The 25719-nt window shown below is 69.7% G+C and carries 28 protein-coding genes; 14 read left to right on the plus strand and 14 right to left on the minus strand.

Annotated features, from left to right (window positions below):
• Nucleotides 1-12: 12 nt before the first annotated feature.
• The 7 genes from Pka01_RS16045 to Pka01_RS16075 form a co-directional block, all read right to left on the minus strand.
• Nucleotides 13-3201: an ATP-dependent helicase gene (locus tag Pka01_RS16045; RefSeq protein WP_203883555.1), complete on the minus strand. Its 3189-nt coding sequence runs from the start codon at nt 3199-3201 to the stop codon at nt 13-15.
• A 518-nt stretch (nt 3202-3719) separates the two neighbouring features.
• The gene (locus tag Pka01_RS16050; RefSeq protein ID WP_203883556.1) at nt 3720-4040 is read right to left on the minus strand and encodes an MGMT family protein; all 321 of its coding nucleotides are present in this window, start codon (nt 4038-4040) and stop codon (nt 3720-3722) included.
• The gene (locus Pka01_RS16055; protein ID WP_203883557.1) at nt 4028-4399 is read right to left on the minus strand and encodes a hypothetical protein; all 372 of its coding nucleotides are present in this window, start codon (nt 4397-4399) and stop codon (nt 4028-4030) included. Before Pka01_RS16055 ends, Pka01_RS16050 begins: the two co-directional genes overlap by 13 nt.
• A 79-nt stretch (nt 4400-4478) precedes the next feature.
• Nucleotides 4479-5657, minus strand: coding sequence for a S8 family serine peptidase (locus Pka01_RS16060; protein WP_239115034.1), 1179 nt, complete (start codon nt 5655-5657; stop codon nt 4479-4481).
• Nucleotides 5651-6526, minus strand: coding sequence for a hypothetical protein (locus Pka01_RS16065; RefSeq protein ID WP_203883558.1), 876 nt, complete (start codon nt 6524-6526; stop codon nt 5651-5653). The genes Pka01_RS16060 and Pka01_RS16065 overlap by 7 nt, the downstream gene beginning before the upstream one ends.
• Nucleotides 6527-6535: 9 nt before the next feature.
• Nucleotides 6536-7786, minus strand: a complete 1251-nt coding sequence (locus Pka01_RS16070) for a S8 family serine peptidase (RefSeq protein ID WP_239115035.1) — start codon at nt 7784-7786, stop codon at nt 6536-6538.
• Entirely contained in the window at nt 7780-8499 is a 720-nt protein-coding gene (locus tag Pka01_RS16075) for a hypothetical protein (protein ID WP_203883560.1), read from the minus strand. Before Pka01_RS16075 ends, Pka01_RS16070 begins: the two co-directional genes overlap by 7 nt.
• A 160-nt stretch (nt 8500-8659) precedes the next feature.
• On the opposite strand from Pka01_RS16075, the gene Pka01_RS16080 reads away from it, so the two are divergent.
• Both Pka01_RS16080 and Pka01_RS16085 read left to right on the plus strand, forming a co-directional pair.
• The gene (locus Pka01_RS16080) at nt 8660-9127 is read left to right on the plus strand and encodes a hypothetical protein (protein WP_203883561.1); all 468 of its coding nucleotides are present in this window, start codon (nt 8660-8662) and stop codon (nt 9125-9127) included.
• On the plus strand, nt 9127-9429 hold the full coding sequence (locus Pka01_RS16085) for a winged helix-turn-helix domain-containing protein (RefSeq protein WP_203883562.1): 303 nt from the start codon (nt 9127-9129) through the stop codon (nt 9427-9429). The genes Pka01_RS16080 and Pka01_RS16085 overlap by 1 nt, the downstream gene beginning before the upstream one ends.
• Nucleotides 9430-9505: 76 nt before the next feature.
• Here the strand turns inward: Pka01_RS16085 and moeZ are convergent, their stop codons facing one another.
• Both moeZ and Pka01_RS16095 read right to left on the minus strand, forming a co-directional pair.
• Nucleotides 9506-10684, minus strand: a complete 1179-nt coding sequence (gene moeZ, locus Pka01_RS16090; RefSeq protein ID WP_203883563.1) for an adenylyltransferase/sulfurtransferase MoeZ — start codon at nt 10682-10684, stop codon at nt 9506-9508.
• Between the two features lie 98 nt (nt 10685-10782).
• Nucleotides 10783-11703 carry an alpha/beta fold hydrolase gene (locus tag Pka01_RS16095; RefSeq protein WP_239115036.1) on the minus strand — a complete coding sequence of 307 codons (921 nt, stop codon included), beginning with the start codon at nt 11701-11703 and terminating at the stop codon, nt 10783-10785.
• Nucleotides 11704-12078: 375 nt separating this feature from the next.
• On the opposite strand from Pka01_RS16095, the gene Pka01_RS16100 reads away from it, so the two are divergent.
• The 5 genes from Pka01_RS16100 to Pka01_RS16120 all read left to right on the plus strand — a co-directional run bounded on the left by Pka01_RS16100 (nt 12079) and on the right by Pka01_RS16120 (nt 15694).
• Nucleotides 12079-12477: a hypothetical protein gene (locus tag Pka01_RS16100; protein ID WP_203883565.1), complete on the plus strand. Its 399-nt coding sequence runs from the start codon at nt 12079-12081 to the stop codon at nt 12475-12477.
• 295 nt (nt 12478-12772) lie between these two features.
• Nucleotides 12773-13153: a hypothetical protein gene (locus tag Pka01_RS16105; protein ID WP_203883566.1), complete on the plus strand. Its 381-nt coding sequence runs from the start codon at nt 12773-12775 to the stop codon at nt 13151-13153.
• Between the two features lie 294 nt (nt 13154-13447).
• Nucleotides 13448-13840: a hypothetical protein gene (locus Pka01_RS16110; RefSeq protein WP_203883567.1), complete on the plus strand. Its 393-nt coding sequence runs from the start codon at nt 13448-13450 to the stop codon at nt 13838-13840.
• A 607-nt stretch (nt 13841-14447) separates the two neighbouring features.
• Entirely contained in the window at nt 14448-14687 is a 240-nt protein-coding gene (locus Pka01_RS16115; RefSeq protein WP_203883568.1) for a hypothetical protein, read from the plus strand.
• 686 nt (nt 14688-15373) lie between these two features.
• Complete coding sequence (locus Pka01_RS16120; RefSeq protein WP_203883569.1) at nt 15374-15694, plus strand: hypothetical protein; 321 nt, start codon at nt 15374-15376, stop codon at nt 15692-15694.
• Between the two features lie 313 nt (nt 15695-16007).
• Here the strand turns inward: Pka01_RS16120 and ku are convergent, their stop codons facing one another.
• Nucleotides 16008-16937 (minus strand): non-homologous end joining protein Ku, encoded by a 930-nt coding sequence (gene ku / locus Pka01_RS16125; protein WP_203883570.1) that lies wholly within the window; start codon nt 16935-16937, stop codon nt 16008-16010.
• Between the two features lie 76 nt (nt 16938-17013).
• On the opposite strand from ku, the gene ligD (Pka01_RS16130) reads away from it, so the two are divergent.
• The 5 genes from ligD (Pka01_RS16130) (at nt 17014) to Pka01_RS16150 (ending at nt 20137) form a co-directional block, all read left to right on the plus strand.
• On the plus strand, nt 17014-17976 hold the full coding sequence (ligD, locus tag Pka01_RS16130; protein ID WP_203883571.1) for a non-homologous end-joining DNA ligase: 963 nt from the start codon (nt 17014-17016) through the stop codon (nt 17974-17976).
• Nucleotides 17973-18860 carry a non-homologous end-joining DNA ligase gene (ligD, locus tag Pka01_RS16135; protein ID WP_203883572.1) on the plus strand — a complete coding sequence of 296 codons (888 nt, stop codon included), beginning with the start codon at nt 17973-17975 and terminating at the stop codon, nt 18858-18860. Before ligD (Pka01_RS16130) ends, ligD (Pka01_RS16135) begins: the two co-directional genes overlap by 4 nt.
• A 45-nt stretch (nt 18861-18905) precedes the next feature.
• On the plus strand, nt 18906-19124 hold the full coding sequence (locus Pka01_RS16140; RefSeq protein ID WP_203883573.1) for an Rv3202a family protein: 219 nt from the start codon (nt 18906-18908) through the stop codon (nt 19122-19124).
• 66 nt (nt 19125-19190) lie between these two features.
• Nucleotides 19191-19811: a TetR/AcrR family transcriptional regulator gene (locus tag Pka01_RS16145; protein WP_239115037.1), complete on the plus strand. Its 621-nt coding sequence runs from the start codon at nt 19191-19193 to the stop codon at nt 19809-19811.
• A 95-nt stretch (nt 19812-19906) separates the two neighbouring features.
• The gene (locus Pka01_RS16150) at nt 19907-20137 is read left to right on the plus strand and encodes a DUF3107 domain-containing protein (RefSeq protein WP_203883575.1); all 231 of its coding nucleotides are present in this window, start codon (nt 19907-19909) and stop codon (nt 20135-20137) included.
• Nucleotides 20138-20188: 51 nt separating this feature from the next.
• Here Pka01_RS16150 and Pka01_RS16155 read toward each other — a convergent pair whose 3' ends face one another.
• The 4 genes from Pka01_RS16155 to Pka01_RS16170 all read right to left on the minus strand — a co-directional run bounded on the left by Pka01_RS16155 (nt 20189) and on the right by Pka01_RS16170 (nt 22348).
• On the minus strand, nt 20189-20692 hold the full coding sequence (locus tag Pka01_RS16155; protein WP_203883576.1) for an SRPBCC family protein: 504 nt from the start codon (nt 20690-20692) through the stop codon (nt 20189-20191).
• Nucleotides 20693-20908: 216 nt separating this feature from the next.
• On the minus strand, nt 20909-21247 hold the full coding sequence (locus Pka01_RS16160; protein ID WP_239115038.1) for an ArsR/SmtB family transcription factor: 339 nt from the start codon (nt 21245-21247) through the stop codon (nt 20909-20911).
• 12 nt (nt 21248-21259) lie between these two features.
• Nucleotides 21260-21607: a VOC family protein gene (locus Pka01_RS16165; RefSeq protein WP_203883577.1), complete on the minus strand. Its 348-nt coding sequence runs from the start codon at nt 21605-21607 to the stop codon at nt 21260-21262.
• Between the two features lie 69 nt (nt 21608-21676).
• Nucleotides 21677-22348 (minus strand): ferritin-like fold-containing protein, encoded by a 672-nt coding sequence (locus Pka01_RS16170; RefSeq protein WP_203883578.1) that lies wholly within the window; start codon nt 22346-22348, stop codon nt 21677-21679.
• 400 nt (nt 22349-22748) lie between these two features.
• On the opposite strand from Pka01_RS16170, the gene Pka01_RS16175 reads away from it, so the two are divergent.
• The gene (locus Pka01_RS16175) at nt 22749-24611 is read left to right on the plus strand and encodes a DEAD/DEAH box helicase (protein WP_239115039.1); all 1863 of its coding nucleotides are present in this window, start codon (nt 22749-22751) and stop codon (nt 24609-24611) included.
• A gap of 222 nt (nt 24612-24833) precedes the next feature.
• Nucleotides 24834-25712 carry an alpha/beta fold hydrolase gene (locus tag Pka01_RS16180; RefSeq protein ID WP_203883580.1) on the plus strand — a complete coding sequence of 293 codons (879 nt, stop codon included), beginning with the start codon at nt 24834-24836 and terminating at the stop codon, nt 25710-25712.
• The last annotated feature ends 7 nt before the right edge of the window (nt 25713-25719 follow it).

Here is a 25719-nt window from a genome sequence, read left to right on the forward strand (position 1 = left end):
TCGTACGGAGGCTCAGCACACCTGGCCCCCGTTGTCGTTGACCGGGCAGGCGACCTTGGCGGCGCACGTCCGGCAGCCGTCGTTGACCTTCGCGACGAACACCTCGGCCGACATCCCCGCCGCGACGGTCTCGACCAGGTCCTGGGCCCACTGCGGCTGCGGGTCCTCCCCCAGCGCGCCCTGCGCCTGCTCCTTGGCGGCTCCCGTGACTCCGGCCGCCTTGCCGACCTGGACGAGCGACGCTCCGCCCGGTTCGACGAGGCCGTGCCGCTTGAACGCCCCCAGCAGCGTGGCGAGCTGGTACACCCCGAGTTGCGGGTGCCGGTCGAGTTCGTCGTCCCTGGGCTTGGAGGCGCCGGTCTTGATGTCGATGATCACTGCCCGGCCGTCTCCGTCGCGCTCCACCCGGTCGACGCGGCCCCTGATGTGCACGCCCTCGGCGACCACCGCCGTGAACGCCTCCTCCGTGGCGACGAGGTCGCGCGGGTTCTCCTCATGCCATCGGACGAACCGCTCGACCATCTGCTCGGCGACCTTGCGCTGTTTGCGGTTGAACCAGACGCCGCCGAAGTCGAACTGCTCCCAGACGTCGTCGAGCCGCGCGACCAGGTCGGTGCCGTCCTCCGCGGCCAGCACGGCGATGGCGTGGATGACGGAGCCGAGACTCTGGGTCACGCTGGCGCTCCCCGCGCCCACCGCGGTCTCGAGCACCCACCGCAGCCCGCACTTGGTGAAGCTCTCCACGGCGGACGGCGAGACGCGCACGATGTCGTCGGGCCAGCCGAGGGGACGGTCGTCGGAGAGCGGCGTCATCGCGTACCAGTCACGCGGACTCGCTCCCGGCACGCCCGCCCGCGCCAGCCTGGCGAGGTGCTGGGCCGCGTCACGGCGAAGCGCCTCCGGTTTGGTCAGGTCGCACACGGCCGCCCGCAGATCCGCCACCAGGGCGGACATGCTCAGCCAGCGGGCGCGGTCGTCGACCGTCGCCTCCTCGACCCCGCCGGGCAGCAGTTCGGTGAGGAACCTCGATGGGCGCTCGTCGGTGTCCTCTCCGCCCACCGCGGTGACGACCAGCCTGCGTCTCGCCCGGGTGGCCGCGACGTAGAACAGCCGCCGTTCCTCGGCCAGCAGTTTGGACGACAGAGCCGCCGCCGTCGCCTGGGTGCCGTCGAGGGCGATCCCGGCGGACAGCTCGACGAGCTCCTCCGGGCCTAGCAGGGACCCCCGTAGGCGCAGGTCGGGCCAGACGCCCTCCTGGACCCCCGCGACCACGACCACGTCCCACTCCAGGCCCTTGGACCTGTGCGCGGTGAGGATCCGTACGGCGTCCCCCTCCGGGGCCTGCTCCGCGAGGGAGTCTCCGGCGATCTCCTGAGAGGTCAGGTCGTCGAGGAACACCTCGACGCCTGCCATGGGCAGCCTGTCGGTGAACCGGGCGGCGTGGTCGAACAGCGCGACGACGCCGTCGAGGTCCCGGTCGGCCTGGACTCCCCTGGCCCCTCCGGACAGGCTCGTCTCCGACCACCGATCGGCGAGACCGCTGGCCTGCCAGACGTCCCAGAGCGCGTCCTCCGCGCCGCGGCCGTGCCGTACGGCTTCGCGGGCGATCTTCAGGAGCTTCGCGATCCGTTCCGCGGGCGCGCCCACGTGCGGCTCGACGTTGACGAGCTCACGGGCGTCCTTGAGCGCGGCGACGAGCATCTCGTCTGACGACCTGGCCGTGAACGGCAGAGCCGGCTGCCCCTCCTCAACCGCGGCCTCCGAGGCGGACGCGGCCTCGTGTTCGGCGACGCGCAGTGCCCGGCGCAACCGGCGGACGCCGATCATGTCGGTTCCGCCCAGGGCTCCGGTGAGCAACTCCTCCGCGGTCGCGACGTCGAGGCCGGACGGCCTGGCGGCGACCTTCAGCAGGGTGATCAGCGGCCGCACACCGGGTTCCTGGACCAGCGGCAGCTCGTCCCCGGCCACGATGACGGGCACGCCGGCCGTCGTCAGCGCCCGCCGCAGCAGGGGAAGTTGCCGGGTGGCGCTGCGGACGAGGACGGCCATCCTGGACCAGGGCACGCCGTCGAGGAGGTGAGCCCTGCGGAGGGTGTCGGCCACCACGGCGGCCTCCTGGCTGTCGCTGTCGGCGAGCAGCACAGAGACGTCCCCCTGCTCGGCGTCGGCGAGCGGCGCGAGCGCCCGGTGACCGCCCGCGGGCAGGCGGGAGGCGACCCGGCGGGACGCCTCAAGCAGCTCGGGGCCGCTCCTGCGGCAGACTTTGAGCGCGACGACCGGGGCCTCGTCGCCGCCCGCCGTGCGGAACCTCTCAGGGAACCGGAGGATCCCCTGCACGTCGGCGCCGCGGAAGCCGTAGATCGACTGGTCGGGGTCGCCCACCACGATGAGGTCGCGCCCGTCGCCCGCGAGTTGGCGGAGCAGGAACTCCTGGGCCGGGTCGGTGTCCTGGTACTCGTCCACGAGCACGATGTCGTAGGCGTCCCGCTCGCGTCTCCTGACCTCCCCGTCGGTCAGCAGGCCGGCGGCCTCGCGGATCAGCTCCGCGTAGTCCATCGACGGCACGGGGTCGAGGTCGAAGCGGTCCTGGTAGCGGTAGGAGAACCGGCCCGCCGCCTCCCAGTCGGCCCTGCCGTGCGTGCGGCCGAGGCCGATCAGCGCGTCCCCGTCCAGACCTCGCTCGGCCGCACGGGCGAGGAAGTCGCGCAGTTCCTCGGCGAACCCCCGGGTCTTCAGGAGTTCGCGCATCCGGTCCGGCCAGTGCTCGGCTCCGTCCTCCAACTCGCCGTGGAGGAGCCTGCGGATCTCCAGGAGCTGCTCCGGCCCGGTGAGCAGGCGGGGAGGCGGCTCACCCGCGAGAACGGCCTCTCGGCGCAGCAGGGCGTACGCGTAGCTGTGGAAGGTCAGGGCGAGCGGGGTCCTGGTGGTCCTGCGCATCCGCCCGGTGATGCGCTCGCGCAGTTCGCCGGCGGCCTTGCGGCTGAAGGTGAGCACCAGGACGCGTTCCGGGTCGACGCCGCGCCGCTCGATGCGGTCGACGACGGTCTCCACGATGGTGGTGGTCTTTCCGGTGCCTGGCCCGGCCAGCACGAGCAGAGGGCCGCTCTCGTGCTCGACGACGGCCCTTTGGTGCTCGTCCAGGACGGGAGCGGAACGGCTCACCCCGTCCCGGCGCACCAAACGGTATTTCTGACCACTCACAGCTCAGAATTCCATCAGAACACTGGGATAGATCGTGCCCGCTTGACCAGTAGAGCGCGATGTCGCCGCTGCCCGCCGTACGACACGCCGGACATGACCGGCGAATATCCCCAATTCAACGGCCACGCGTGAGCCTCACCACTCCGAGCGGCCGCAGCCGTGTCCGGACTGAAGAGTCAGCCGGAAGCGAGGCACAAGCAACCCGCGGGCCTATGAGCAGAGCCCAAGATGGACACGAGGGCCGCAGCAGTGCCCGGACCGGGGATCCCGGAGCCCAGCCGTCACGCAAGGACCGCGGCCGTGTCCGGACCGAGAAAACGGAGCCCAGCCGTCACGCGAGGGGCGCGGCCGTGTCTGGACTGAGGAGTGAGTGGGGAGCGAGGAACGAGCGACTCCGAACGACGAGGGAAGACACGGCCAAAAAGAGCGCCCCGAGCCCGCGTGAGCGGAGCGAGCGCCATCAAACACCGCGCCCCGAGCCCGCCTCGCCGGAGGCGAGGCCATCAAACACAGCGCAATTAAACGCCCCCGTCCCAGCGGGCTCTGCGCATGTCCGCCCGGGTTCCTCTGAGCGGGGTGCCCTCCTCGCGCCATCGGGCGAGGCACTCGGCCTCCAGGCCGGGCGCGGCCGAGCCGTCGGCTCTGATCACGCGCCACCACGGGACGGCGCCGCCCCACGTCGACATGACCCGGCCCACCTGCCGCGGTCCGCCCTCACCGAGGTATTCGGCCACGTCCCCGTAGGACATGACACGACCTGGGGGGATGCGCTCGACCAGGTCGAGCACTCTTTCGGCGTACGGCGGGGGCTCGCCGCGCCGCCGGCTCAGCTGCTCCATTCGGTGGGCCCGGCGGCGATGATCTCCTCGAGCTTGCCGAACTCGTAGGTCGCCGAGCCGTTGACCTGCTCGACGACACCGTTTCTCAGCCCGTAGGTCTCGCCGTCCTCGCCGACCAGCCATGCGCCGAGCATGTCGGCGAAGCGGGCCAGCTGGGCCACCTGCCAGTCCGATGCCGGCCGTCCGGCCAACCGGCCCGACCAGGTCGCGATGTGATGCGCGGAGTCACCGTGCCGCGCGACGAGCTCGGCGGCCTCCTGCGTCCCGCGCAGCTCGAATCCGGCGCCGGCCGAGATCACGCTCGCGAGTTCGGCGTAGGCGAGCGGTTCTGCACGCTCCACGCGCAACTCGTACCCCATGAGGCATGGACCTTAGCGAAACTTGACCTCGCGCTGTGACCGAAATCCGAAACGCCGCCAAAAGGCGGCCAACATGTGATCACCTGCGGCTGAGGACGACGATCGCGCCGCAGAACGCGCCAACGCCGATGAGGGCGGCGATTCCGTAGATCCAGAGCCTAACCGGATCGGGTCCCGGGCGCATCGGCGCTTCGGACAACGGGCCCTTCCCGAAGTGGAGATCGTCCTGAACCGGGGCCGCCTGGGCGTATCCCGCCAGCTCGGCCGCCTTGGCCACGGCCGCGCCCGCGTCGACCTCACCGAAACCCACGTTGTCGTCGTAGCCGGCATTCGGGCTGGGGTGGGACGTGGAGCTGAGGGCCCGCGACACGAGCTCGGGGCTCATATTCGGATATTTCGCCTTTATTAGCGCGGCTACCCCGGCCACGAGCGCGCTGGACGCGCCGGTCCCCGACGCGACGCCGTGCTTGCCGCCGGGCAGGACCACGGGCACGTCGGCGCCGGGAGCGGCGACGAGGACCGACAGGTTGTCGCTGCTCGACGCGGCCTTGCGGCCCTGCCGGTCGAGGCTCGCCACGCCGATGACACCCGGATAGCCCGCCGGGAAGCGCCAGTAGGAGGTGCCGTTCTGCCGGGTGTAGGCCGACTGGCCGCCGTCCCCCGCCGCCGCGACCAGGACGATCCCGCGGGACAGCGCGTAGGAGACGGCCTCGCGGTCGGCCCGGTCGACCCCGTAGCCGGCGATCGGGATGCAGATGACCGCCGCCCCGTGGTTGACGGCGTAGCGGATGCCGCGCGCCATGGGGCTGTCCTGGGCGCCGCCGATTCCGCCCTGGGGATCGGCCGCGGCCAGTTCGGGCTCACCGGTCGCGACCTTGATGGACAGGATCCGCGCCTCCGGAGCCACCCCGGACAGGCCGCCGCTGCCCGCGATCAGCGACGCCGCGGCGGTGACGTCGCCCGTGGACGTCTCCGGCGTCTCCTCGGAGTCGTCGAACAGCGCCCCCGTCAGATCGGGGCCCTGGGTGACCCGTCCCCTGAGCTCCGCCACCCCGGCGTCCGGCTGCTCGTCGCCCAGCAGGGCCACGGTCACTCCGGCGCCCTTGGTGACCTTCCAGGCCTCCTCGGTGTTGATCGCGTCCAGCGCCCAGCGCTCCTCGCCCGCGCCGGGCAGCGACGCGGCGCGCGCCGCGTGGTACGGCCCCGCGGCCAGCAGGGCGCACGCGACGGCTGCGCACAGTGCGATGGGCCTCAGCACACGTTCCCCTGGGTGCAGCGCGGGACGTCGGGCGGCTCACCGAGGGCGCGCGCGATGCGCCCGGCGATCGATTCGGCCGCCGGCCACATCTCGCTGTTCAACTGCTCCTCCATCGGCACGGAGTCGCGGGTCCTGCCGTCGGTGTACCCGACGGTGGAGAAGACGATGTACGGCCCCGCCCCCACCCAGCCGGTCCGCTGCCGCTGGGCGGAGCCGAAGGTGTCGGTGACCGTGCCGGGGAAGGCCACGGGACGGACGCCCACCCGGTCGTCCACGGGCAGCTTGGCCGCGGCGCCCAGCCGGGCCTCCTCGTCCCTCAGGACGGCCACGCCCACGGTGATCGCGAACGTCGAGGTCTGGTCGACGTAGGTGGCCCGCAACATCGTCCGGCAGCCCTGCTCGCGCAGGACCGAGGCGACGGGCGAGTCGACCGCCGTGGTGCAGACCTCCTCGGGGGCCACCCCGACGCGGTGGGCGTACTGCTGGGCGCGGCCGAGGCCGTTGTAGGGGAGTTCCTCGGGGAAGACCATGCCGACCGGCCAGGCGTGCCACCGTCTCGCGACATCCTGTGCGGCGTACTGGGCCCGCTCCTGGTCGGTGAGGGGACGCGAGCGCGTCTCCTGGATGAGCCCGACGGCGCCCAGCAGCACGTCCAGGGCGGCCACGGCGAGCACCACGCCCATCAACGTCAGGAAAAGAGAACGGAACCTGAGGCCCCGCCTGAGTTCCGCCTGCTCCTTCGCGGCCTGGGCCGCCGTCGCCCGTTTCCCGGACGCGGGCCACCGGCGCGCGCGCACCCGGCCGGCCGACGAGCCCAGAGGCAGCCCACGCCGACCACCGGGCGGTGTCCGGGACGTCTCGGGCGGCATGATTCGATGCTACGTCGGAAGGCCCGTGGGCTGAGGAGGCGACATGGCGAGATCGTCGTGTTCCTCCCGTCTTGCCCGGCGGACGAGGAGGATCAGCACGATCAGGCTGGCGGCCGCGCTGACCAGGGCGGCGACGGCGATGCCTCCGGAGACGGCGATCGTCCGCTGGTCTCGGTGCACCTGAACGGCGACGGGCGTGTCGTGGGCGCCCTTCCCGACGGCGCGGGCCGGGTCCTGCGCGCCGGTGCCCGACGCGGTGGCCCGATGCCCGGCCAGGGTGTTCGCGACGGTCAGCGCCCGGTAGGCGTCGACGACGCCGAAGCCGGTCCCCGTGTTGTAGGCCGTCTTCCTGGCCGGCGACGAGCTCAGCGCCTGGGCCACGAGGGCGGGCGACATGTCCGGGTGGCGCGCCTTGATCAGCGCCGCCACCCCGGAGACCAGCGCGGTGGCCTGCGAGGTGCCCCGGCCCACCCAGTACTCGTCGCCGGGGCCCGCGCCCAGGACGTCGACGCCGGGCGCCGCCACCAGGACGGAGGCGTTCCGGTTGGAGAACGAGGCGCGGATCAGCGCCGGGGTCACCGCGGCCACCGAGATCACACCGGGTATCGAGGCCGGATAGGAGAACGGGGCGGTCCGCTTGCCCGTGCCGTCGTTGCCCGCCGCCGCGACCAGGACGACCCCCTTGGAGATCGCGTAGCGGATGGCCTCCCGCTCGGCCTCCGTCGGCCGGTCCTTCGAGATCGACAGGTTGATCACGTCGGCCCCGTTGTCCACGGCGTACCTGATGCCCTGGGCGACCACGCCCTCGAAGCGCGGGTCGGAGTTGAACTTCTTGAAGCCCGCCTCCTCGTCCTCGAGGATCACCCGGACGGACAGGACCTCCGCCTGCGGCGCGACCCCCATGATTCCGTCGGCCGCCCCAGGGCCGTGGCCGTGGCCCGCGATCAGCGACGCCATGTAGGTGCCGTGCAGGCGCATCTGGGCGGCTCCGCGCGGGGTCGCCCCGGCGGTGAAGTCCTTGCCGGTGGTCACCGACCCGGCCAGGTCGCGATGCTGGGCGTCCACCCCGGAGTCGAGGACGGCGACCGTCACCCCCCGCCCCTGGGTGATCTTCCAGGCGTCCGCCACGTCGAGCGTCCGCATCACCGGCTCCTGGCTCGTACGGACCCCGTCCGCGAGAGCCGTGCCGGTCGTGCCCGTGATCAGGAGCCCGGCCGCGGTGAGCGCGGTGACGGTCCCGAGCGCCAGTCGTCTCAGCACGGCGACTCCCTGCCTCCGCATTCGAGAGGTGACGGGACGGTCAAGGCGTCGGCGACACCCTCGGACAGGTCCTCCGTGAACGAGAACATCGCCGGGCGTTGCTTGCCCAGCGCGCGGGCGGGCCGCCCGTCGACCTGGCCCGCCGTGGTCAGCACGACGTACGGCCCGGCCTGCCGCAGGGTGGCAGCCTGGCGGGCGGCGGCGGTGAACCGGTCGGTGACGGTGCCCTTGAAGGCCAGGGCGCGCAGGCCCGGAGACGGTTTCCCGCTCCGGGGGAGCGCCGCCTCGGCGGCGGCCGCCGACCGGGTGTCGGGGAAGGCCGCGACCCCGACCGTGACGACCACGCCCTGGAGGGCGTCGAGATACGTCGCCCGCAGGATCGCCCGGCACCCCGCCTTCTTCACGGCCGTCTGGAGCGGACCGTCGACGGCGGCCCCGCAGTCGGTCCCCGAAGAGATGCCGACCCGGCGGGCCTTCTCCTTGCCGCCCTGCTCGTCCGTGTAGGCCAACGTGGCGGGAAAGATCCGGCCGGCGGGCCACGCCCGCCAGCGTCCCGCGACCTCGGCTGACGCGGCCTGCCGCACCTCGGCCGCGTTGGGACCTCGGGTGAGCTCGGCGACCGCCGAGTTGGCCGCGACCCCGGCGACGACCGCGCAGACAAGTGTGAGCACGGAGGCGACGACGAGGGCCGACCGGCTCCGCCACTCACTCACCGGGTCTCCGCTCCCTCGCTGCGGTATTACCAAGCGACCTTAACCCCACCCACGGGTGTCTATCTCCCCAAATGCACCGGAAAGTACTTGACGCTATGGAAAGTGCAAAGTACTTTCCCCACTGGAAAGTACATGAGTACGACGGCTTGAGGAGCCCCCCGTGAACGCCGACGAAGCCGCCAGGAGTCTCGCGACCATCAGGGACACGCAGACCAGGGCGGTGCGATCCCAACCCTGGTTTCCCACGTGGTACGTGGTGGGCGTCGCCCTGTTCGTGACCGGGATCCAGTTCGTCACCGAGCCGGGCATGCCCGTCGCCGTCGGCGGCGTCTTCGGCGTCCTGCTCGTCGCCGCGCTGGGCGCCCTGGTGGGCGTCTTCGTCAAGACCCGCAGGATGACGGCCCACAGGAGCCTCCTGTCGCCCGGCGAGTTCGTGCTGTTCGGCGTGTGGCTCGCCGCGTGCGTCGCCCTGTGCCTCGTCCTGGCCCTGCGGCTGCAGGCGGCCGAGATCGCCTACGCTCGGACGTACGCCGCCCTCGTCATGACGGTCTTCATGGCGGCGACCGGGCCCCTCGTCGCACGCGGGATCTCCCGGAGGATCGCCCGCAACATCGAGAGAGGGCCGTGATGGAGCTCGATCCCGTGATCCACGCCCCCACCCGGCTGCAGATCGTGTCGGTGCTGGCGGCGGCGGAGGAGGCCGAGTTCGGCTTCGTGCGGGACACGCTCGGCGTCAGCGACTCGGTGCTCTCCAAGCACGCGAGCGCGCTGGAGACCGCCGGTTATGTGCGGATCCGCAAGGGCTACGTCGGCAAGAGACCCCGGACCTGGTTCAGCCTCACCGAGCAGGGCCGCTCGGCGTTCGCCGAGTACGTGCGGAACCTGCAGAAGATCGTCTCCCCGAGCGGGTTGACGGTTCTGCCCGGCTGACCGCCCGCCTCAACGCCGTACGGCTGCCGCCCCGCTCAGCGAGGGCGACAGCCGTACGGCGATCAGCGAAACGCGATCAGTAGGTGGGGAGGCTGGGGTCGACGGTCTTGATCCAGCTCAGGACGCCACCGCCGACATGGACGGCGTCGGCGAAACCGGCGTTCTTGAGGACCGCGAGCACCTCGGCCGAGCGGCCGCCGGACTTGCAGTGCAGGACGATCTTCTTGTCCTGCGGCAGGCCCTCCAGCGCGGATCCGTTGAGGAACTCGCCCTTGGGGATCAGCACCGCGCCCGGGATGTTGACGATCTCGTACTCGTTCTGCTCACGGACGTCGATCACGTAGATGTTGTCGCCCCGGTCCTGCATCTCCTTGAGCTCGGCCGCCGTGATGGTCGAGCCGGCCGCGGCCTGCTGGGCCTCGTCGGAGATCGTGCCGCAGAACGCCTCGTAGTCGATCAGCTCGGTGATCGTGGGGTTCTTGCCGCACAGCGGGCACTCCGGATCCTTGCGGACCTTGACGTCGCGGTACTTCATCTCCAGCGCGTCGTAGATCATCAGACGCCCGACGAGCGGCTCGCCGATGCCGGTGATGAGCTTGATGGCCTCGTTGACCTGGATGGAGCCGATCGAGGCGCACAGCACGCCGAGGACGCCGCCCTCAGCGCAGCTGGGAACCATGCCGGGAGGCGGGGGCTCCGGGTAGAGGCAGCGGTAGCAGGGGCCGTGCTCGGACCAGAACACGCTCGCCTGGCCGTCGAAACGGTAGATCGAGCCCCAGACGTACGGCTTGCCGAGGAGGACGGCCGCGTCGTTCACCATGTAGCGGGTGGCGAAGTTGTCCGTCCCGTCCACGATCAGGTCGTAGACGGAGAAGATGTCCATCACGTTGTCCGTGGTGAGGGCCACGTTGTGGATCACCACGTTGACGTTGGGGTTGACCTCGCGGACGCTGGCCGCGGCCGACTCGGCCTTGAGACGGCCGACGTCGGACTGGCCGTGAATGATCTGGCGCTGCAGGTTCGACTCGTCCACGATGTCGAAGTCGACGATGCCGAGGGTTCCCACCCCGGCCGCGGCGAGGTACAGCAGCGCGGGTGAGCCCAGACCGCCCGCGCCCACACACAGGACCTTGGCGTTCTTCAGCCGCTTCTGCCCCGCCATGCCCACGTCAGGGATGATCAGGTGGCGTGAGTAGCGGCGCACCTCGTCGACCGTCAGCTCAGCTGCCGGCTCTACCAGCGGTGGCAACGACACAGTTCCACTCCCGTTTTCGCGCCAATGGTCGCGCTCGGCTCCATGGGCCCATCACAAGCTCTTCTCACAACCTAACCGGGGTATCCCGCATTCCCCAATCATGCTGTCCGAACAGCGGACAGTCGCGGAGCGGCCGTCTCTGCGATGAGCCGGCGCGCCTCCCTGGCGACGGCCTCGGGGAATTCCATCTGCGCGACGTGCGCCGCGTGGGCCAGGGTGACGAGCCTGACGTTCGGGAACGCGCGGCCCGCGCGCACGGCCATCCGGGAGTCGACGAGCCGGTCTCTGCGGCCGTAGATGACCAGCGTGGGGGCCGTGACCTTGGCCGCCTGCCGCCACAGGTTGCCGGGCCCGACGCGGAAGTACTCGTTCACGATCGCCCGGGCGCACCCCACCATCGCAGCCGCCGCGTACGGCAGGCCGTCGCGGCGGCGCAACTCCTCCTCCGCTTCCCGGAGCCGCTGGGGGTGGACCCGGCTCCCGTCGGCGTAACACCAGCTGAGGGTCGCCTGGACCCGCCTGCCGACGGGAACTCCGTTGAGCTTTCTGACCGCGAGCTCGCCCAGGCGCGGAGCGGCCGACATGGCGACCCTGGCCGGGCCGAACCGGGGCAACAGGTCCGGCAGGGCCGGTGAGATCAGCGTCAGCGACCTGACAAGGTCGGGCCGCGTCGCGGCCACCCGGACGGAGATCGCCCCGCCCATGGAGTTGCCGAACAGGTGGACCGGGCCGCCGACCCGCTCGATCAGCCCGGCCACGGCGTTCACGTGGCCGTCCACCGAGTAGTCGCCGTCCGGGGGCTCGGGCGAGTAGCCGGCGCCCGGCAGGTCGACGGCGTATCCCCTGACGTCCGTCGCGAGCTCGCCCATGAGATCGGTCCAATTGGTGGCCGAACCGGCCAGACCGTGGACGAACACCGCGGTCTCGCCGGGCCCCGCGGGAGTGGACCGCACGTGCAGCCGCGCGTCACCCGCCTCGATCAGCTCTCCCGGCCACGACGGAATCGGCTCGACACCCACACGTCCTCCCCTGTTCGCCTCGTGTTTCGACGATAGCCCCCTGCCGTACGGCAAGGCCATGGGTCACGCCTGGCCCGTACGGCCAGGGGAACGCGCCAAATCGGCCGAGACCAAAGCAGTAAATATCGCTCATATCAGGGCATTTCAAATCCGACATAAATGACATTTCAGATGAAAATGATCAGAAATAGTTCAACGTCGTCAATAAAGAGATAAGCAGATGGCAAAAGCCGCCGATCGCCGTTTGTCGCTCGGGCGGCGCGGAAAACAAGACAATGCAGGGATGACCCACCAAGGGTCACCAGAAGCCATTTTCCAAGCTATTTGGAGAATGTCAGCGCATATAGGACGTAAGTCCTTCAAGGGGGAACAGAAATGCCCAACTTCAAGAGCCTCGTCGGGGTCCTCGCCATCAGCACCGCGCTGACCGGCGGGGCCGTCGCCCTCGGCACCGCTGTCACCGCCGGCACCGCGAACGCCACCACCGTCATGGGCTGCGGCGGCGGCTGCGGCGGCGGCGGCTGGGGCCGTGGCCACCGGAACCACAACCGGAACCACAACCGCAACCACCAGTGGCAGCACGAGCGTCAGCACCAGCACCAGCGTCAGCACCTGCTGCGTGACTTCACCCTGGTCGTGACGCCGTTCCAGAAGAGCGACAACGACGCCACCCCGTGGCAGAAGCAGAACAACGACTCCGACGCCAAGGCCGAGGCCGAGCACTACTACGGCCCGGGCGCGGGTGCTGCTCCCGCGCCTAGCACCGTCGGCTAGTACGTCGCCGTATCGCGCGGACGTCCTGACCTGATGGTCGGAACGTGAGTGCCGTAGGAAACCGTGCCCGTGCCCGCCGGCGTCGAGGTTCGCCTTTTTCCGGTGACCATTGAACGCCCGTCGGGCGCGGGCACAGCCGAAAGCGCATCATCACCGGCGGATTCGCCGCCTGAAACAAGGGCGACCGCCGGTTCTCCGCTCACCGCATTCTTGTGACCCCGCCACGACGAACCGCCCACAAAGGCGTGAGGTGTATTCGCGTAGCGGGCCACCGCATTCATCAAGGGGAAACAAAATGTCCAAGCTCGGCAACATCATGGGCGTTCTCGCCGCCAGCGCTGCGCTGACCGGTGGCGCTCTCGTTCTCGGCACTGCCACCGCCGCGAGCGCGTCCGTCGTCATGGGCGGCGTTCCCGCCCCGGCTCCGGCTCCGGTCTCCGTCTCGCGGCCGACGTGCCACAAGACGGTCTGCTTCCGCGAGGGGCGTAACCACAACCGCAACCACAACTGGAGCCACAACCGGCAGCGTCAGCACGCTCGCCAGTTCGAGTTCCAGCGTCAGCACCTGCTGCGTGACTTCACGCTGGTCGTGACGCCGTTCCAGTCGTCCGAGAACGACGCCACCCCGTGGCAGAGGCAGGAAGACGACTCCCAGGCCAAGGCGGAGGCCGAGTGATCTAGGTCCAGGCCTCGATCCAGGTCCGCGAGGGACAGGTGCCCGCGCCGCCCGGCCAAGGGACTTCACCGAAGATGCCGTGCTCGCTGACATCTCGGTTCCCGCGAGGAGCCGCGGTCACTGAGCGAGCACAGGCACCTCCCGGGCGTTACGGGCCGCCCCGTCATCCGTCTCCATACGGAGGGCGGATCGATCGGATCGCTCACCACTTGTGCCGGTCCTCCGGCCCAGTGAGCTCCGCTCGACGCGGAAGCACCGCAGCAACGGATCAGCTTCATCCGAAGGGAAACGAAAATGTCCAAGTTGAGCAACCTCGTGGGGATCCTCGCCGTCAGCACCGCGCTGACCGGTGGGGCCGTCGCCCTCGGCACCGCTGTCACCAGCACCTCCGCCAGCGCCACCACCGTCATGGGCTGCGGCGGCGGCTGCGGCGGCGGCTCCGGCTGGGGTCGCGGGCACCGCAACCACAACCGCAACTGGAACAGGAACCACGAGCGGCAGCACGCGCGTGAGCACCAGCACCAGCGTCAGCACCTGCTGCGTGACTTCTCGCTGATCATCACCCCTTTCCAGAAGTCGGACAACCAGGCGTTCCCGCAGCAGAAGCAGGACACCGACTCAAAGGCGAAGGCCGAGGCCGAGGGCTACTACGGGACGCCCGCTCCGGCCGTCACCACCGTCTCGTAGCCCGGACGTCCGACGCACATCAAGCAGGAAATCGATCCCGCGCCGGCAGGGACATCGTGGTTCTGATGAAGTTCGGCCAGCCGGGACGGGCCAAACCAGGGAGAGGACACGGCGGCCGCCACGGCCGTACGTGACCGCATGGATCTGGAACCGCAATCCAGGTGCCTTCTGTCCGCAGCGCCTTCCTGGCCGCGTCATGCGGTCCAGGGAGTGCATTCCATATTCCGACACGAGCGAGGGCTCCGCGGCATCGTCCGCGGAGCCCTCCTCCGTTTTCCCGCCCCGCCCCACGGCCCGCGGTTTCCGCTGTCGGCCGCCTCCGCGATCCGCTGTATCGGGCCTCCGTCCCCCCCATACTCCTCACACCCGGCCCCTCGTCGCGACTTCAAATCGGACATAAGCGACATTTCCACCGTAATGAGTCTAAGGCCGTTCACAGCCTGCCAATAAGCACTTAAAGGCACCAGATCGTCGTTTGTGGGGTGCCAATGCTGGAAATCTAGACAGCGCAGGACGATAGCCACTTAAGAGGCTGTCAGCGACATTGTTTCTCGTTTCAGAAATTGTCGCAAATAAGGGCAACCGATCCTTTCAAGGGGGACACCCAATGCCCAAGCTCAAGAACGTCATGGCCGGTCTCGCCATCAGCACGGCGCTTGCCGGCGGTGCCATCGCGCTGGGCGCCACCTCCGCGAGCGCTGCCACCACCGGCTGGGACAACGACCGTCACTGCTTCCAGGACGAGGACTTCACCAACTTCACCGTCGGCGCCGGCAAGGCCTTCGTCAACTTCTCGGAGTTCGACAAGGACTGCCACAAGTTCGACAACAACCGGTGGCACCGCTAAGCCGAGCGCGTTCGGGATCAGCTTCGGCGACGGCACTGACGAGCCCGTGAGCGGCACGCCCGTGTTCGCCCGGATCATTTGATATCGATTCACGATATAGCGGTGAAGCGACGGCCTCACTGACGCGGCCTCGCGGAACGGCTTTCAATCGAATATCCGAGCTCGATCTCAGGCACCCAGAGGCGGGGGCTCCGGTGGATTTCGCATCCATCGGAGCCCTCGCTTTTTGGCGTGTGCAGGTTCACCGTGAAGTCGACTCGCCCCCGCGCCTTGAGCGTCCCAGGGAGGCGGAAGGCCGTTCAGCCCTCCCTGGTGCCCGCGAAGCCGTACGAATGGCTCAGCGAGCCACTCAGCCCCGCGAAGCGTGTTCGCCCGCCTTTCCTCTTGATGGATACGGCCCTAATGGATACGGCCCTGATGGACGGCGCGGCCCACGACTCCGAACCCGTTCGACCTGCATAGTCGAATCGGACATTTCGTGACAAAAACGTCATTAACAGTCTATGCTTGGTTATAAAGAGACAATAAGCCATCAAAAGCGCTCAATCGTCGTTTGTAGGGCGAGCTCCCCGGCAATTAACCCATTGCACGAAAGATAGTCCATTAGGGGCTATCAGGGGCATTTTCTGATTCGCATGAAAATGCGCCCATTAAGGGCAATCGAATCCTTTCAAGGGGGACACGCAATGCCCAAGTACAAGAACGTCATCGCAGGGCTCGCGATCAGCACGGCGCTGACCGGTGGGGCCGTCGCGCTCGGCGCCGCCACCACCACCACGACCGCGAGCGCGAGCACTGCCACGATCGCCAGCTGGGGCGGCGGCGGCGGCTGCGGCGGCGGGCGCGGCTTCTGGCGTGGCGGCAACCGCTGCGGCGGCGGCGGCTGCCACCGCGGCTTCTGGCGCTGCGGCCACAACCGGATGCGCATTCACAACAGCAACCACCGCACGTGGAACAACGTCCGCCTGGACCGCAACGCGCGCGGCAACGACGTCGTCATCGGCTGACCGCGCAGCCCGTCGCGATGAGCTCCGCGCCCAGAGCTGAGGGGTGGGGAGACCGGGGCCGCCCGGTAACACGGACACCTGGTCTCATGACGCATCGACCTCTCATGGGCCGCTCCTCAGCGGAACTGGAGGTTGCTCCAGGGGCGTAGAGGCGAGGGCTCCGGTGGATCACTTCCACCGGAGCCCTCACAAACGAGACACGGCACGACGAGAACGCGCAGCACGAGCACACGGCACACCGCACGACAAGGCCCCGCGTCGGACAGCCCCGCGTCGGACAGGGTCACAGCCGGCCGGGAAAGGAGTTCCCGGCTCAGGCCGAGCGGCGGGTCCTCCGCTTCGCGGGCGCCTTCTCCTCGGCGCTCTCGGCGGACTTCTCCCCCGCCTTCCCCGAACCCGACGCCTTCCCCGAACCCGAGCCCTTCCCCGAGGCCGTCTTCTTGGCGGCGGGCGCCTCCCGGCCCGTCTCCCGCTCCTTCTTCGCGGCCTCGACGCTGGCGCGCAGCGCGGCCATCAGGTCGACCGCCGGTCCGGCCTCGGCCGGAGCCTCGGCGGCGACGACCTCCTTGCCCTCGATCTTGGCCTCGATGACCTGCTGGAGCGCCTCCCGATAGGCGTCGTGATACTCATCCGGATCGAAGTCGGCGACCATGGTCTCGATCAGCGACTCGGCCATCTTGAGCTCCTGGGGCCGGACGTCGACGTCCTCCTCCAGGAACGGGAACTCGACCTCGCGCACCTCGTCCGGCCAGAGCATCGTCTCCAGCACGAAGATCCCCTCACGGACCCGGAGCGTCGCGAGAGCCTCCCGCTGGCGCAGCGCCACCTTCACGATGGCCACCTGCCCGGACCGCTCGAGCGCGTCGCGGAGCAGCACGTACGGCTTGGCCCCCTGGGCGTCGGGTTCGAGATAGTAGGACTTGGCGAAGTAGATCGGGTCGATCTGCTCGGCGGGGCTGAACTGCAGCACGTCGATCCGCCGCGAGGTGGACAGCGGCAGGTCGGCGAAGTCCTCGTCGGTCAGCACCACGATCTCGCCCGTGGCCAGCTCGTACCCCTTGGCGATGTCGGAGTACGGCACCTCCTCGCCGTCCACGGTGCAGACCCGCCGGTACTTGATGCGCCCGCCGTCCGTCCGATGCACCTGGTGGAAGGCGACGTCCTTCTGCTCGGTCGCCGAGTACAGCTTCACAGGGATGGTGACCAGTCCGAACGAGATGGCGCCTTTCCAGATGCTGCGCATAACCACATTCTCGTCTCTGTGTTCGAATACCACCATGGGGGATTCAAGGGACTTACCTGATGGGCAGGTACCCACTATGGCAATGCCGTATCCGGTCGAGCCCATGCTCGCGGTCGCCGGCGAACTCCCCCTCGATCGTTCCGCGTACGCCCTGGAAGTGAAGTGGGACGGCATCCGCGCGATCGTCTACGTCGACGGCGGGGTCCGCGCCACCGGCCGCAAGGGCACCGACTGCACCTCCCGATACCCCGAGATCGCACGAGTCGTCGCCCCCCTCGCCGGGCGCAGCGCCGTCCTCGACGGCGAGGTCGTCGCCTTCGACGCCCTCGGTCGGCCCAGCTTCGAACTGCTCCAGCGGCGCATGCACGTGGCCGACCCCGCGGCCGCCGGGCTCCTGTCGCTCGTGCCCGTCACCTACATGCCCTTCGACCTGCTCTATCTGGACGGCCACGCGCTGTTCGACCTGCCCTACCGCGACCGGAGGGAGTTGCTGGACTCGCTCGGCCTCGAGGCCCCGCCGTACCTGCCCTGCGACCCCGACGTGCTGGAGGCCACCCGCCTGCAGGGCCTCGAGGGAGTCGTGGCCAAGCGACTCGACTCGCCGTACCGGCCGGGACGGCGGGCGGAGTGGTGGGTGAAGGTCAAGAACCTCGACACCGCGGACGTCGTCGTCGGCGGCTGGCGGCCGGGCAAGGGCCGCCGCGAGGGCGGCGTCGGCTCACTGCTCCTCGGCATGTACGCGGGACCGTCCCCGGGCCCGAAGCAGTTCCTTTTCGTCGGGCATGTCGGCACGGGGTTCACCGATGCGATGCTGGATGACGTGCACCGGCTGCTGAAGCCTCTCGAAATCGACCGGAACGCCTTCTCCGCGGCGCTTCCCCGGGAGATCAGCAGGGACGCGCGCTGGGTCAGGCCCGAGATCGTCGGCGAGGTCGCCTTCACGATGTGGACGCAGGAGGGGCGCCTGCGCCATCCCGTGTGGCGCGGCGTCAGGGCCGACAGGGTTCCCGCGGACGTACGGCGAGAGGAGCAGGGGTGACGGAGAAGGTGCTGGTGCGGGTCGACGGCCGCGAACTGTCCCTGAGCAACCTGTCCAAGGTCCTCTATCCCGCCGCCGGCTTCACCAAGGCCGAGGTCATCGACTACTACACCCGGATCGCCCCGGTCATGCTCCCCTCCCTGCGCGGCCGGCCGCTCACCGTGAAGCGGTTCCCCAACGGCGTCGAGCGCCCGTCGTTCTTCGAGAAGAACGCCCCCTCGCACACGCCGGCGTGGGTCCGCAGGGTCACCCTGCCCGTCCCTGGCAGCACGAAGAACCGCGAGAAGATCGACTTCGCCGTCGTGGACGACCTGCCGGCGCTCGTCTACTACGCGAACCTGGCGGCCATCGAGTTCCACGTCCCGATGTGGCGGGTGACGGACGAGGGCGACCCGCTGCCGCCCGACACGCTCGTGTTCGACCTGGATCCCGGAGCTCCGGCGACGATCGTCGAATGCTGCCGGGTCGCCGTCCTGATCCGCGATGAGCTCGAGCGGGACGGCCTGGAATGCCTCCCCAAGACCAGCGGCAACAAGGGCATGCAGCTCTACGCGCGCTGGGACCGCGGCCCCGGCACCACCGAATACGCGAAGGCGCTCGCGCAACGCCTCGAGAACGCCCATCCCCTGGTGACGAGCGTGATGGCCCGCAAGGTGCGCCCCGGCCGGGTCTTCATCGACTGGAGCCAGAACAACCCGGCCAAGACCACGGTGGCGCCCTACTCCCTGCGGGCGAACCGGCTGCCCACCGTGTCGGCCCCCCTGCTCTGGGACGAGGTCGACAAATGCGAGGAGCCCGAGCAGTTGGTGTTCACCGCCGCGGAGGCGCTGGCCCGCGTCGACGAGCACGGCGACCTGTTCGGGCCCTCCGAGCCCGCGCCGTAGTGTGGAAACTGCCGCAGCAGACCCCTCTGACGAGAGGACGCGCACATGTCCGAGATGGACTCACTCGACGACGACTCACTCGACGACATCGCCGACGAGCTCTCGATCGAGGCTCCGGAGGCGGACGCCGTGGAGCAGCACCAGGCGGCCCGGTCATCCGGCGACGATCAATGGCCCGAGCACGTCCCCTTCGACGCCGACCCCGCGGACGTCGCGGAACAGCGGCGCGCGGTGGACGTCGGCGACGATGAGGAATATCGCTGACCTGGCTACCCGCCCCGTAGGATGGGACGCTGGGGCGGCGAGGCCCCTCGTATCAAGGAGACTGCCGTGACGACACCCCCGGACGCCAAGCCCCGGGGCACCCGGCTGCCCCGGTTGGCCCGCCGCCGCCAGCTGCTGAGCGCCGCGCAGGAAGTCTTCGTGGAGAACGGCTATCACGCGGCCGCCATGGACGAGATCGCCGAGCGCGCCGGCGTCAGCAAGCCGGTCCTCTACCAGCACTTCCCGGGCAAGCTGGAGCTCTACCTGGCCCTGCTCGACCTCCACGTGGACGACGTGGTGAGCCGCTGTCGCCAGGCCCTCGCCTCCACCACCGACAACAAACAGCGGGTCCAGGCCGCCATCGGCGCGTTCTTCGACTTCGTCTCCAGCCAGGGAGAGGCCTTCCGGCTCGTCTTCGAGTCCGATCTGCGCAACGCGGCCCCCGTGCGCCAGCGCATAGAGAGGTCGCTCAGGGAGAGCGCCGAGGCGATCAGCCAGGTCATCCAGGAGGACACCGGCTGCTCGAGCGACGAGGCCCACCTGCTCGGCGTCGGCCTGGTCGGCATGGCCGAGGTCAGCGCCCGCTACTGGCTGTCCAGCCAGGGCTCGATCCCCAAGGACGCGGCCACCCAGTTGATGGCCCGGCTCGCGTGGCGCGGCATCAGCGGCTTCCCCATGAGCGGCTGACGGCGAAATCCTGTTCGCTTGGCGCGATCAAAGGGCTCACCACGCCGCGAGGCGACGACGATGGGTATCACCAGCCCTCTTGAAAGGGGAGCCCGATGGAAATCAAGATCGGCGTTCAGTCGGTGCACCGAGAGATCATTGTGGAGACCGACCTGTCGGCCGACGCGATCGAGGAGGAGCTCCGCAAGGCGCTCGCCACCGACAAGGGCGTCTTCTCCCTGACCGACACCAAGGGCCGCCGCGTGGTCGTCCCCGTCCAGTCCCTCGGATTCGTCGAGATCGGCGAGGACGAGCAGCGGACGGTCGGCTTCGGCGGAACCCTGTGACCGGCCGGTCCAGGTGACCGGCCGAACCATTTGATCGGCGCGACCGTGTGACTAACGGCCCTCGGCATGGGCGACCATGCGGTCCAGGATGAGGCTCCACCCCGCGGTGTAACTGCCTGGATAGCGGCGGGCGAGGTCGGGCGAGAGGCGTTCCCAGCCACGGTGCTCCAGCTCCACACGGGTCAGTGCGGGGCCGAGCGCCAGGAAGCGCAGCTCGACCTCGGTCACCGCGCCCTCGGGCGACAGCCGTCTTTCCGGCGCCCCGTGCTCGTAGCGGGTGGACTCCCAGGTCATGGCGAACCGTTCCGGCGGTTCCCAGACCAGGATCTTCCCCCAGGAGCACTCCGTGCCGTCCGCGTCGGTCTCGTACACCCGGCCGCCGACATGCCGTTCGACGGTGACGGCCACCACCTCGTCGGCGCCCAGCGAGTGGGACGACGTCGGCCACCACTGCCCGATCTCGCGGACGAACACGTCGAAGACGTGATCACGGTCGCTGCGCACCAGCACCGATCTGTGGACCGGGGGAACGGCCTCGCGCTCAGCCTCTGCCATAACGGCAGCCACGGGGACGGCGGGTGAGGTCGGCGCTGTGAGTGTCACCCCGCCCCTGGCCGACGGTAGGACATCCCTTGCTTCCCCTGCGCAACACCGCACGCGAGGTCCAGCGATTCGGCCCACATCTCGTCAAGGAACTGCCGTAGCGGCGCGAGGCCCTCATGCCACGCACGCTACAACCATTTGGCCGCCGGATCAGCAGACCGGCTCATCTCATCCCGCCTGAGACCGCTGATCGGACACGCCGCGTTCGGCCTCGACGATCCTTCGCGCGAAGTCCAGCGACTCGTCCCACATCTCGTCGAGGAACCGCCGCAGCGGCGCGAGGCCCTCGCGCCGGGCCCGGTACAGCCGTTTGGTGCCCTCCCGCCGTTCGATCAGCAGGCCGGCCTCCTTCAGCACCTGGAGGTGCTGGGAGACCGCGGGCCGGGTCACCTCGAAGTGCTCGGCGATCCGGCCGGCGGGCATCTCCTGGTTCGCGACGAGCCGCAGGATGGCACGGCGGCGCGGCTCCGCTATCGCCCGCAGTGCCTCATCCATCGGCTCGGTCATACGTCGCTCCTGTCAGCGCTTCCAGAGCCCGATCCGGTTGCCCTGGGGGTCGGTGAACTCCGCGAGCGTACCCGTCCCCGGGACCTCGTACGGCGGCACGACGGTCTTGCCGCCGAGCGCCTCGGCCCTGTCGAGGTGTCCCTGCACGTCGTCGACGGCCACCACGATGCTCACACCCCTGGCCGCCCCCTCCCCCGCCGTCCCGATGCCGCCGGGGATGCCGCCCTCGGCGGCGTCGACCATGCCGTACCCCATGGGATTGTCCGCGTCGATGCGCCAGTCGAACAGGTCGGCGTAGAAGCCGAACAGGGACGGCGCGTCCCCGGTCGCGATGTCGAAGAAAACAACAGGCCGAGCCATGGTTGTGCTCCTTTCCTGGAACCGTCTCCAGAAAAGTTAGCCATCACTTTCGTAAGTGTCAACTAACGCTTAGCCGCTCGCGGAGAGGCCGACGGCCGCCATACGCCTGCCGTGCTCCTCGGTCAGCCGGGCGAAGAGCCTGCCGATCTCCGCGAGGTCCTCCCCCTCCTCGCCCACGAGCATCGTGGCCAGATCAGGACGCGCCGCGGCGAGCCGCTGCCCCTGGCTGAGCGCCTCTCCCACCATGCGCCGGGCCCACAGGGCCAGCCGTCCGCTCAACCGGGGGTCGGCCTCGATCGCCGCCCGCACACGCTCGACCGCGAACTCGGATCGGCCCTCGTCGGTCAGCACGTCGTCGACGAGCCGGCGGATGGACTCCTCCGCGTGACGCGCCGCCTCGCGGTAGAAGTCCCCCGCGATGCCCGTGCCGACGTAGGCCTTCACCAGCGCCTCATGCCAGTCCTTCGGCCTGGTCTGCGCGTGCCAGGCGTCGATCGCGTCCACGAACGGGTCCATCGCCTCCTCCGGATCCACCCCGAGCGACGACAGCTTGTCGCGCAGCACCCGGAAGTGGCCGTACTCGGTCGCCGCGACGTCACCCAGAGCGGCCCTGTCGTTCAGGGTCGGCGCCAGCAGGGCGGCGTCCTCAGCCAGCTTGAGGAACGCGGTCAGCTCGGCGTACGCGAGCATGCCCAGAAGGTCCACGACACCCGAGGAGAGTCTGGGAGAGGATTCAGTCATGGGTGCAGCGTACGTGGCCAAGGTCACGTCCCATCAGCACATCGGACACCTCCGGCTCACCGGTGCGATGGAGACGATTGGCCGGAAGAAACAGAAATCGGTTCCCCGTTGTGGTATCGAGTAGACTGCTCAGTGAAAAGTGCGACCGCACTGTGTTGATCCGGGGTTCGGCCCCGGGACCCCCAGTAATTTGGATGTGGCGGTCGCTCATCTCGACGAAGGCGCGATCCGCGAGGACCCGGACCGGGAATGATCTGCCGGCCGGATGGTCAGGAGGCCGCCTTCGCACCGATTTAGGCAGGCCACACTGACAACGACGTTCCGAGACCTGGGAGTGATCCCGGAGATCGCTGATGCCCTCGAGACCGAAGGCATCACTTCACCGTTCCCGATTCAAGAGATGGCGCTCCCGCTGGCACTGGCCGGCCAAGACGTCATCGGACAGGCGCGCACCGGCACGGGCAAGACCTATGCCTTCGGCGTCGCCATGCTGCAACTCGTCGGCAAGCCGAGGAAGAACCGCAAGAAGCCGCGCGGGCTGGTCATCGTGCCGACCCGCGAGCTCGCGCTGCAGGTGACCGAGGACCTGGTCCTCGCGGGGGGCAAGCTCGGCTCGCGGATCCTCACCGTGTACGGCGGGCGCGCGTACGAGCCTCAGATCGAGTCGCTCAAGAACGGCGTCGACGTCGTCGTCGGCACCCCCGGGCGCCTCCTCGACCTCGTCAAGCAGAAGCACCTCGACCTCGGCCAGATCACCATGCTGGTCCTCGACGAGGCCGACCGCATGCTCGATCTCGGCTTCCTGCCGGACATGGAGCGGATCATCAAGCTGGTCCCCGAGCAGCGGCAGACCATGCTGTTCTCGGCCACCATGCCCGGCGAGATCGTGACGCTCTCCCGCCGCTACCTCACCCGGCCCACCCACGTCCGCGCGGAGAACAGCGCCGCCGAGGACGAGGCGCTGCCCAAGACGACCCAGTTCGTCTACCGCACGCACCGCATGGACAAGATCGAGATCCTGGCCCGGCTGCTTCAGAGCACTGGAAACGGTCTCACGATGGTCTTCTGCGAGACCAAGCGCGCGTGCGACATGGTCTCCGAGCAACTGCAGGACAAGGGCTTCGCCGCCGCGGCGGTCCACGGCGACCTCGGCCAGGGACAGCGCGAGCAGGCGCTGCGGGCCTTCCGCAACGGCAAGATCAACGTTCTGGTGGCCACCGACGTGGCCGCGCGCGGCATCGACATCGACGATGTCACCCACGTGGTCAACTACGACTGCCCCCAGGACGAGAAGGCCTACGTCCACCGCATCGGCCGCACCGGCCGGGCCGGTCGCACGGGTGTCGCGGTGACCTTCGTCGAGTGGACCGAGCTGACCCGCTGGAAGGTCATCAACAACGCGCTCGACCTCGACTTCGCCGACCCGGTCGAGACCTACTCCAGCTCGCCGCACCTCTACTCCGACCTGGACATCCCGGAGGGGACCAAGGGCGTGCTGCCGCGCGCCAACCGCTCCCGCGCCGGGCTCGCGGCCGAGGAGATCGAGGACCTGGGCGAGACCGGCCGCGTCCGGACCCGCAAGCAGGGACGAGACCGTGAGCAGGGACGAGACCGTGATCGCGACGACGACGAGCGTCGCAAGCGGCCCACCCGCACCCGCGAACGCCGCCGCACCCGTGGCGGCCGCGCCCAGGCGGAGGCGGACGGCGTGGACGCCGCGGAGACCGCCGTCGGCGCCGAGCCGGTGAGCGCCCCGGCGCCCAGGACCGAGACGGTTCCCACGCTCGAGAGCGCCACGACGACCGAGACCGCTACCACGGCCGAGACCGTCGGCGCGTTCGAGACCGCGACCTCGGTCGAGCAGGCGGGCCTCGTCGAGCAGGCGAGCCCGGTCAAGCCGGTGAAGTCGACCAGGCGGGCGACCTCCGCCAGGCGCGCGGCTGCCGCCGAGGCGACCGCCCCCGTCGAGGCCGCGGTCGAGGCCCCGGTCGAGGCTGCGGTCGAGCCCCTGCCCGCCGTCACCACAGAACCCGCGCGCAGAGCACTGCACGCCGACGTCACCGAGGAGGCGCCGCCCATGCTGCCCCCCGCACAACGTTCCGCCCCTCAGCCCGAGCGGATCGTCCCGGCGAGTCCCTTCGTCGTGGTCTTCCAGTCACCCGACCTCGCGACCGAGGACGACGATCCCGCCCCGTCGGCGGCGACCGAGCGCGCCCACAGCAGGCGCCGGCCGAGCCGTCCGCGGCCTCGCCGTACGACCTGATCGCGGGACGGCCCCGTCCCAGTGGGTATGGACTTCGGCATGAGGCGTGTGCGATGACCAGCCGTAACCTGCATAAGTTTTTCGGCAGTGTCGCGACGAGTTTCGCTCGGTATCGTGATGCCACGTGAGCGAAGCAGCCGACAGGCACAGCAGCCGGTCCCCCGCGGGTAAGCCGTCCCGCCCATCGGTTCCGCGGCTCCTCGGCGGAGCGGAGGAGCCCTCGTGAGCACGCCACGATTCCTCACGCTGCCGCCCGGAGTATCCGTTCTGCAGATCGAGACCGAGTTGGGCTCGTTCACCGCCCTCGAGGCGCTGCCGGTGAGCGGCGTCGCGGAGCGGTGGCCGGCCCTTCTGGTTCCCGGATACACCGGGAGCAAGGAGGACTTCATCGCGGTCCTCCAGACGCTGGCCCAGGCCGGGCGGCGGGTGATCGCGGTCGACATGCGCGGGCAGTACGAGACGCCCGGGCCCGACGACCCCCAGGCCTACACGTGCGCGGCGCTGGGCGCCGACGTCGACGCGATCGCCGCGGTCGTGGGCTCGGGCGAGCCCGTCCACCTTCTCGGCCACTCGTTCGGCGGCCTGGTGACCCGCGAGACGGTGCTGAACGGCTCGACTCAGCTGGCCTCGTTCACACTGATGAGCTCGGGTCCCGCGGGGATCATCGGCCCACGCGAACGGGCGGGGCGGATGATGCTGGCGGAGCTGCCCGAGCACGGTGTGGACTACATGTGGGCCAACCGGATGGAACCCGACGCGCTGCGCGCGGGCGTGCCTGACGACATCGTGGCCTTCCTCCGCAAACGGCTGCTGTCCAACTCTCCCGCCGGCCTGCTGGCGATGGCCGACGAGGTGCTGAACGCCCGCGATCGCGTGGGCGACCTGGCGCGCAGCGGCCTCGACATCCTGGTCCTGTACGGCGAGCACGATGACGGATGGCCGCCCCTCCTGCAGGCCGAGATGGCCAACCGGCTGGAGGCCGACTGCGTGGTCGTCCCCGGCGCCGTCCACAGTCCCGCCGTGGAGGCGCCGGAGACCACCGCCGCCGCCCTGACCAGGTTCTGGAACGCCGCGGAGAGCCGGCTGCTCCAGTACGGCTGAGGCGCGA

Origin of the sequence: Planotetraspora kaengkrachanensis, from assembly GCF_016862895.1 — a bacterium.
Classification (GTDB): domain Bacteria; phylum Actinomycetota; class Actinomycetes; order Streptosporangiales; family Streptosporangiaceae; genus Planotetraspora; species Planotetraspora kaengkrachanensis.

Bases quoted from the DNA above. Each gene is read 5' to 3' on its own strand.
- Pka01_RS16120 (WP_203883569.1), top strand. From the start codon at position 15,374: ATGCCCAAGTACAAGAACGTCATCGCAGGGCTCGCGATCAGCACGGCG.
- Pka01_RS16050 (WP_203883556.1), bottom strand. From the start codon at position 4,040: ATGGAGCAGCTGAGCCGGCGGCGCGGCGAGCCCCCGCCGTACGCCGAA.
- Pka01_RS16170 (WP_203883578.1), bottom strand. From the start codon at position 22,348: ATGACTGAATCCTCTCCCAGACTCTCCTCGGGTGTCGTGGACCTTCTG.
- Pka01_RS16065 (WP_203883558.1), bottom strand. From the start codon at position 6,526: ATGCCGCCCGAGACGTCCCGGACACCGCCCGGTGGTCGGCGTGGGCTG.
- Pka01_RS16160 (WP_239115038.1), bottom strand. From the start codon at position 21,247: ATGACCGAGCCGATGGATGAGGCACTGCGGGCGATAGCGGAGCCGCGC.
- Pka01_RS16085 (WP_203883562.1), top strand. From the start codon at position 9,127: ATGGAGCTCGATCCCGTGATCCACGCCCCCACCCGGCTGCAGATCGTG.
- Pka01_RS16165 (WP_203883577.1), bottom strand. From the start codon at position 21,607: ATGGCTCGGCCTGTTGTTTTCTTCGACATCGCGACCGGGGACGCGCCG.
- Pka01_RS16100 (WP_203883565.1), top strand. From the start codon at position 12,079: ATGCCCAACTTCAAGAGCCTCGTCGGGGTCCTCGCCATCAGCACCGCG.
- Pka01_RS16110 (WP_203883567.1), top strand. From the start codon at position 13,448: ATGTCCAAGTTGAGCAACCTCGTGGGGATCCTCGCCGTCAGCACCGCG.
- Pka01_RS16150 (WP_203883575.1), top strand. From the start codon at position 19,907: ATGGAAATCAAGATCGGCGTTCAGTCGGTGCACCGAGAGATCATTGTG.
- Pka01_RS16175 (WP_239115039.1), top strand. From the start codon at position 22,749: ATGGCGCTCCCGCTGGCACTGGCCGGCCAAGACGTCATCGGACAGGCG.
- Pka01_RS16055 (WP_203883557.1), bottom strand. From the start codon at position 4,399: ATGGGGTACGAGTTGCGCGTGGAGCGTGCAGAACCGCTCGCCTACGCC.
- Pka01_RS16115 (WP_203883568.1), top strand. From the start codon at position 14,448: ATGCCCAAGCTCAAGAACGTCATGGCCGGTCTCGCCATCAGCACGGCG.
- Pka01_RS16105 (WP_203883566.1), top strand. From the start codon at position 12,773: ATGTCCAAGCTCGGCAACATCATGGGCGTTCTCGCCGCCAGCGCTGCG.
- Pka01_RS16155 (WP_203883576.1), bottom strand. From the start codon at position 20,692: ATGGCAGAGGCTGAGCGCGAGGCCGTTCCCCCGGTCCACAGATCGGTG.
- ku (WP_203883570.1), bottom strand. From the start codon at position 16,937: ATGCGCAGCATCTGGAAAGGCGCCATCTCGTTCGGACTGGTCACCATC.
- Pka01_RS16140 (WP_203883573.1), top strand. From the start codon at position 18,906: ATGTCCGAGATGGACTCACTCGACGACGACTCACTCGACGACATCGCC.
- ligD (WP_203883571.1), top strand. From the start codon at position 17,014: ATGGCAATGCCGTATCCGGTCGAGCCCATGCTCGCGGTCGCCGGCGAA.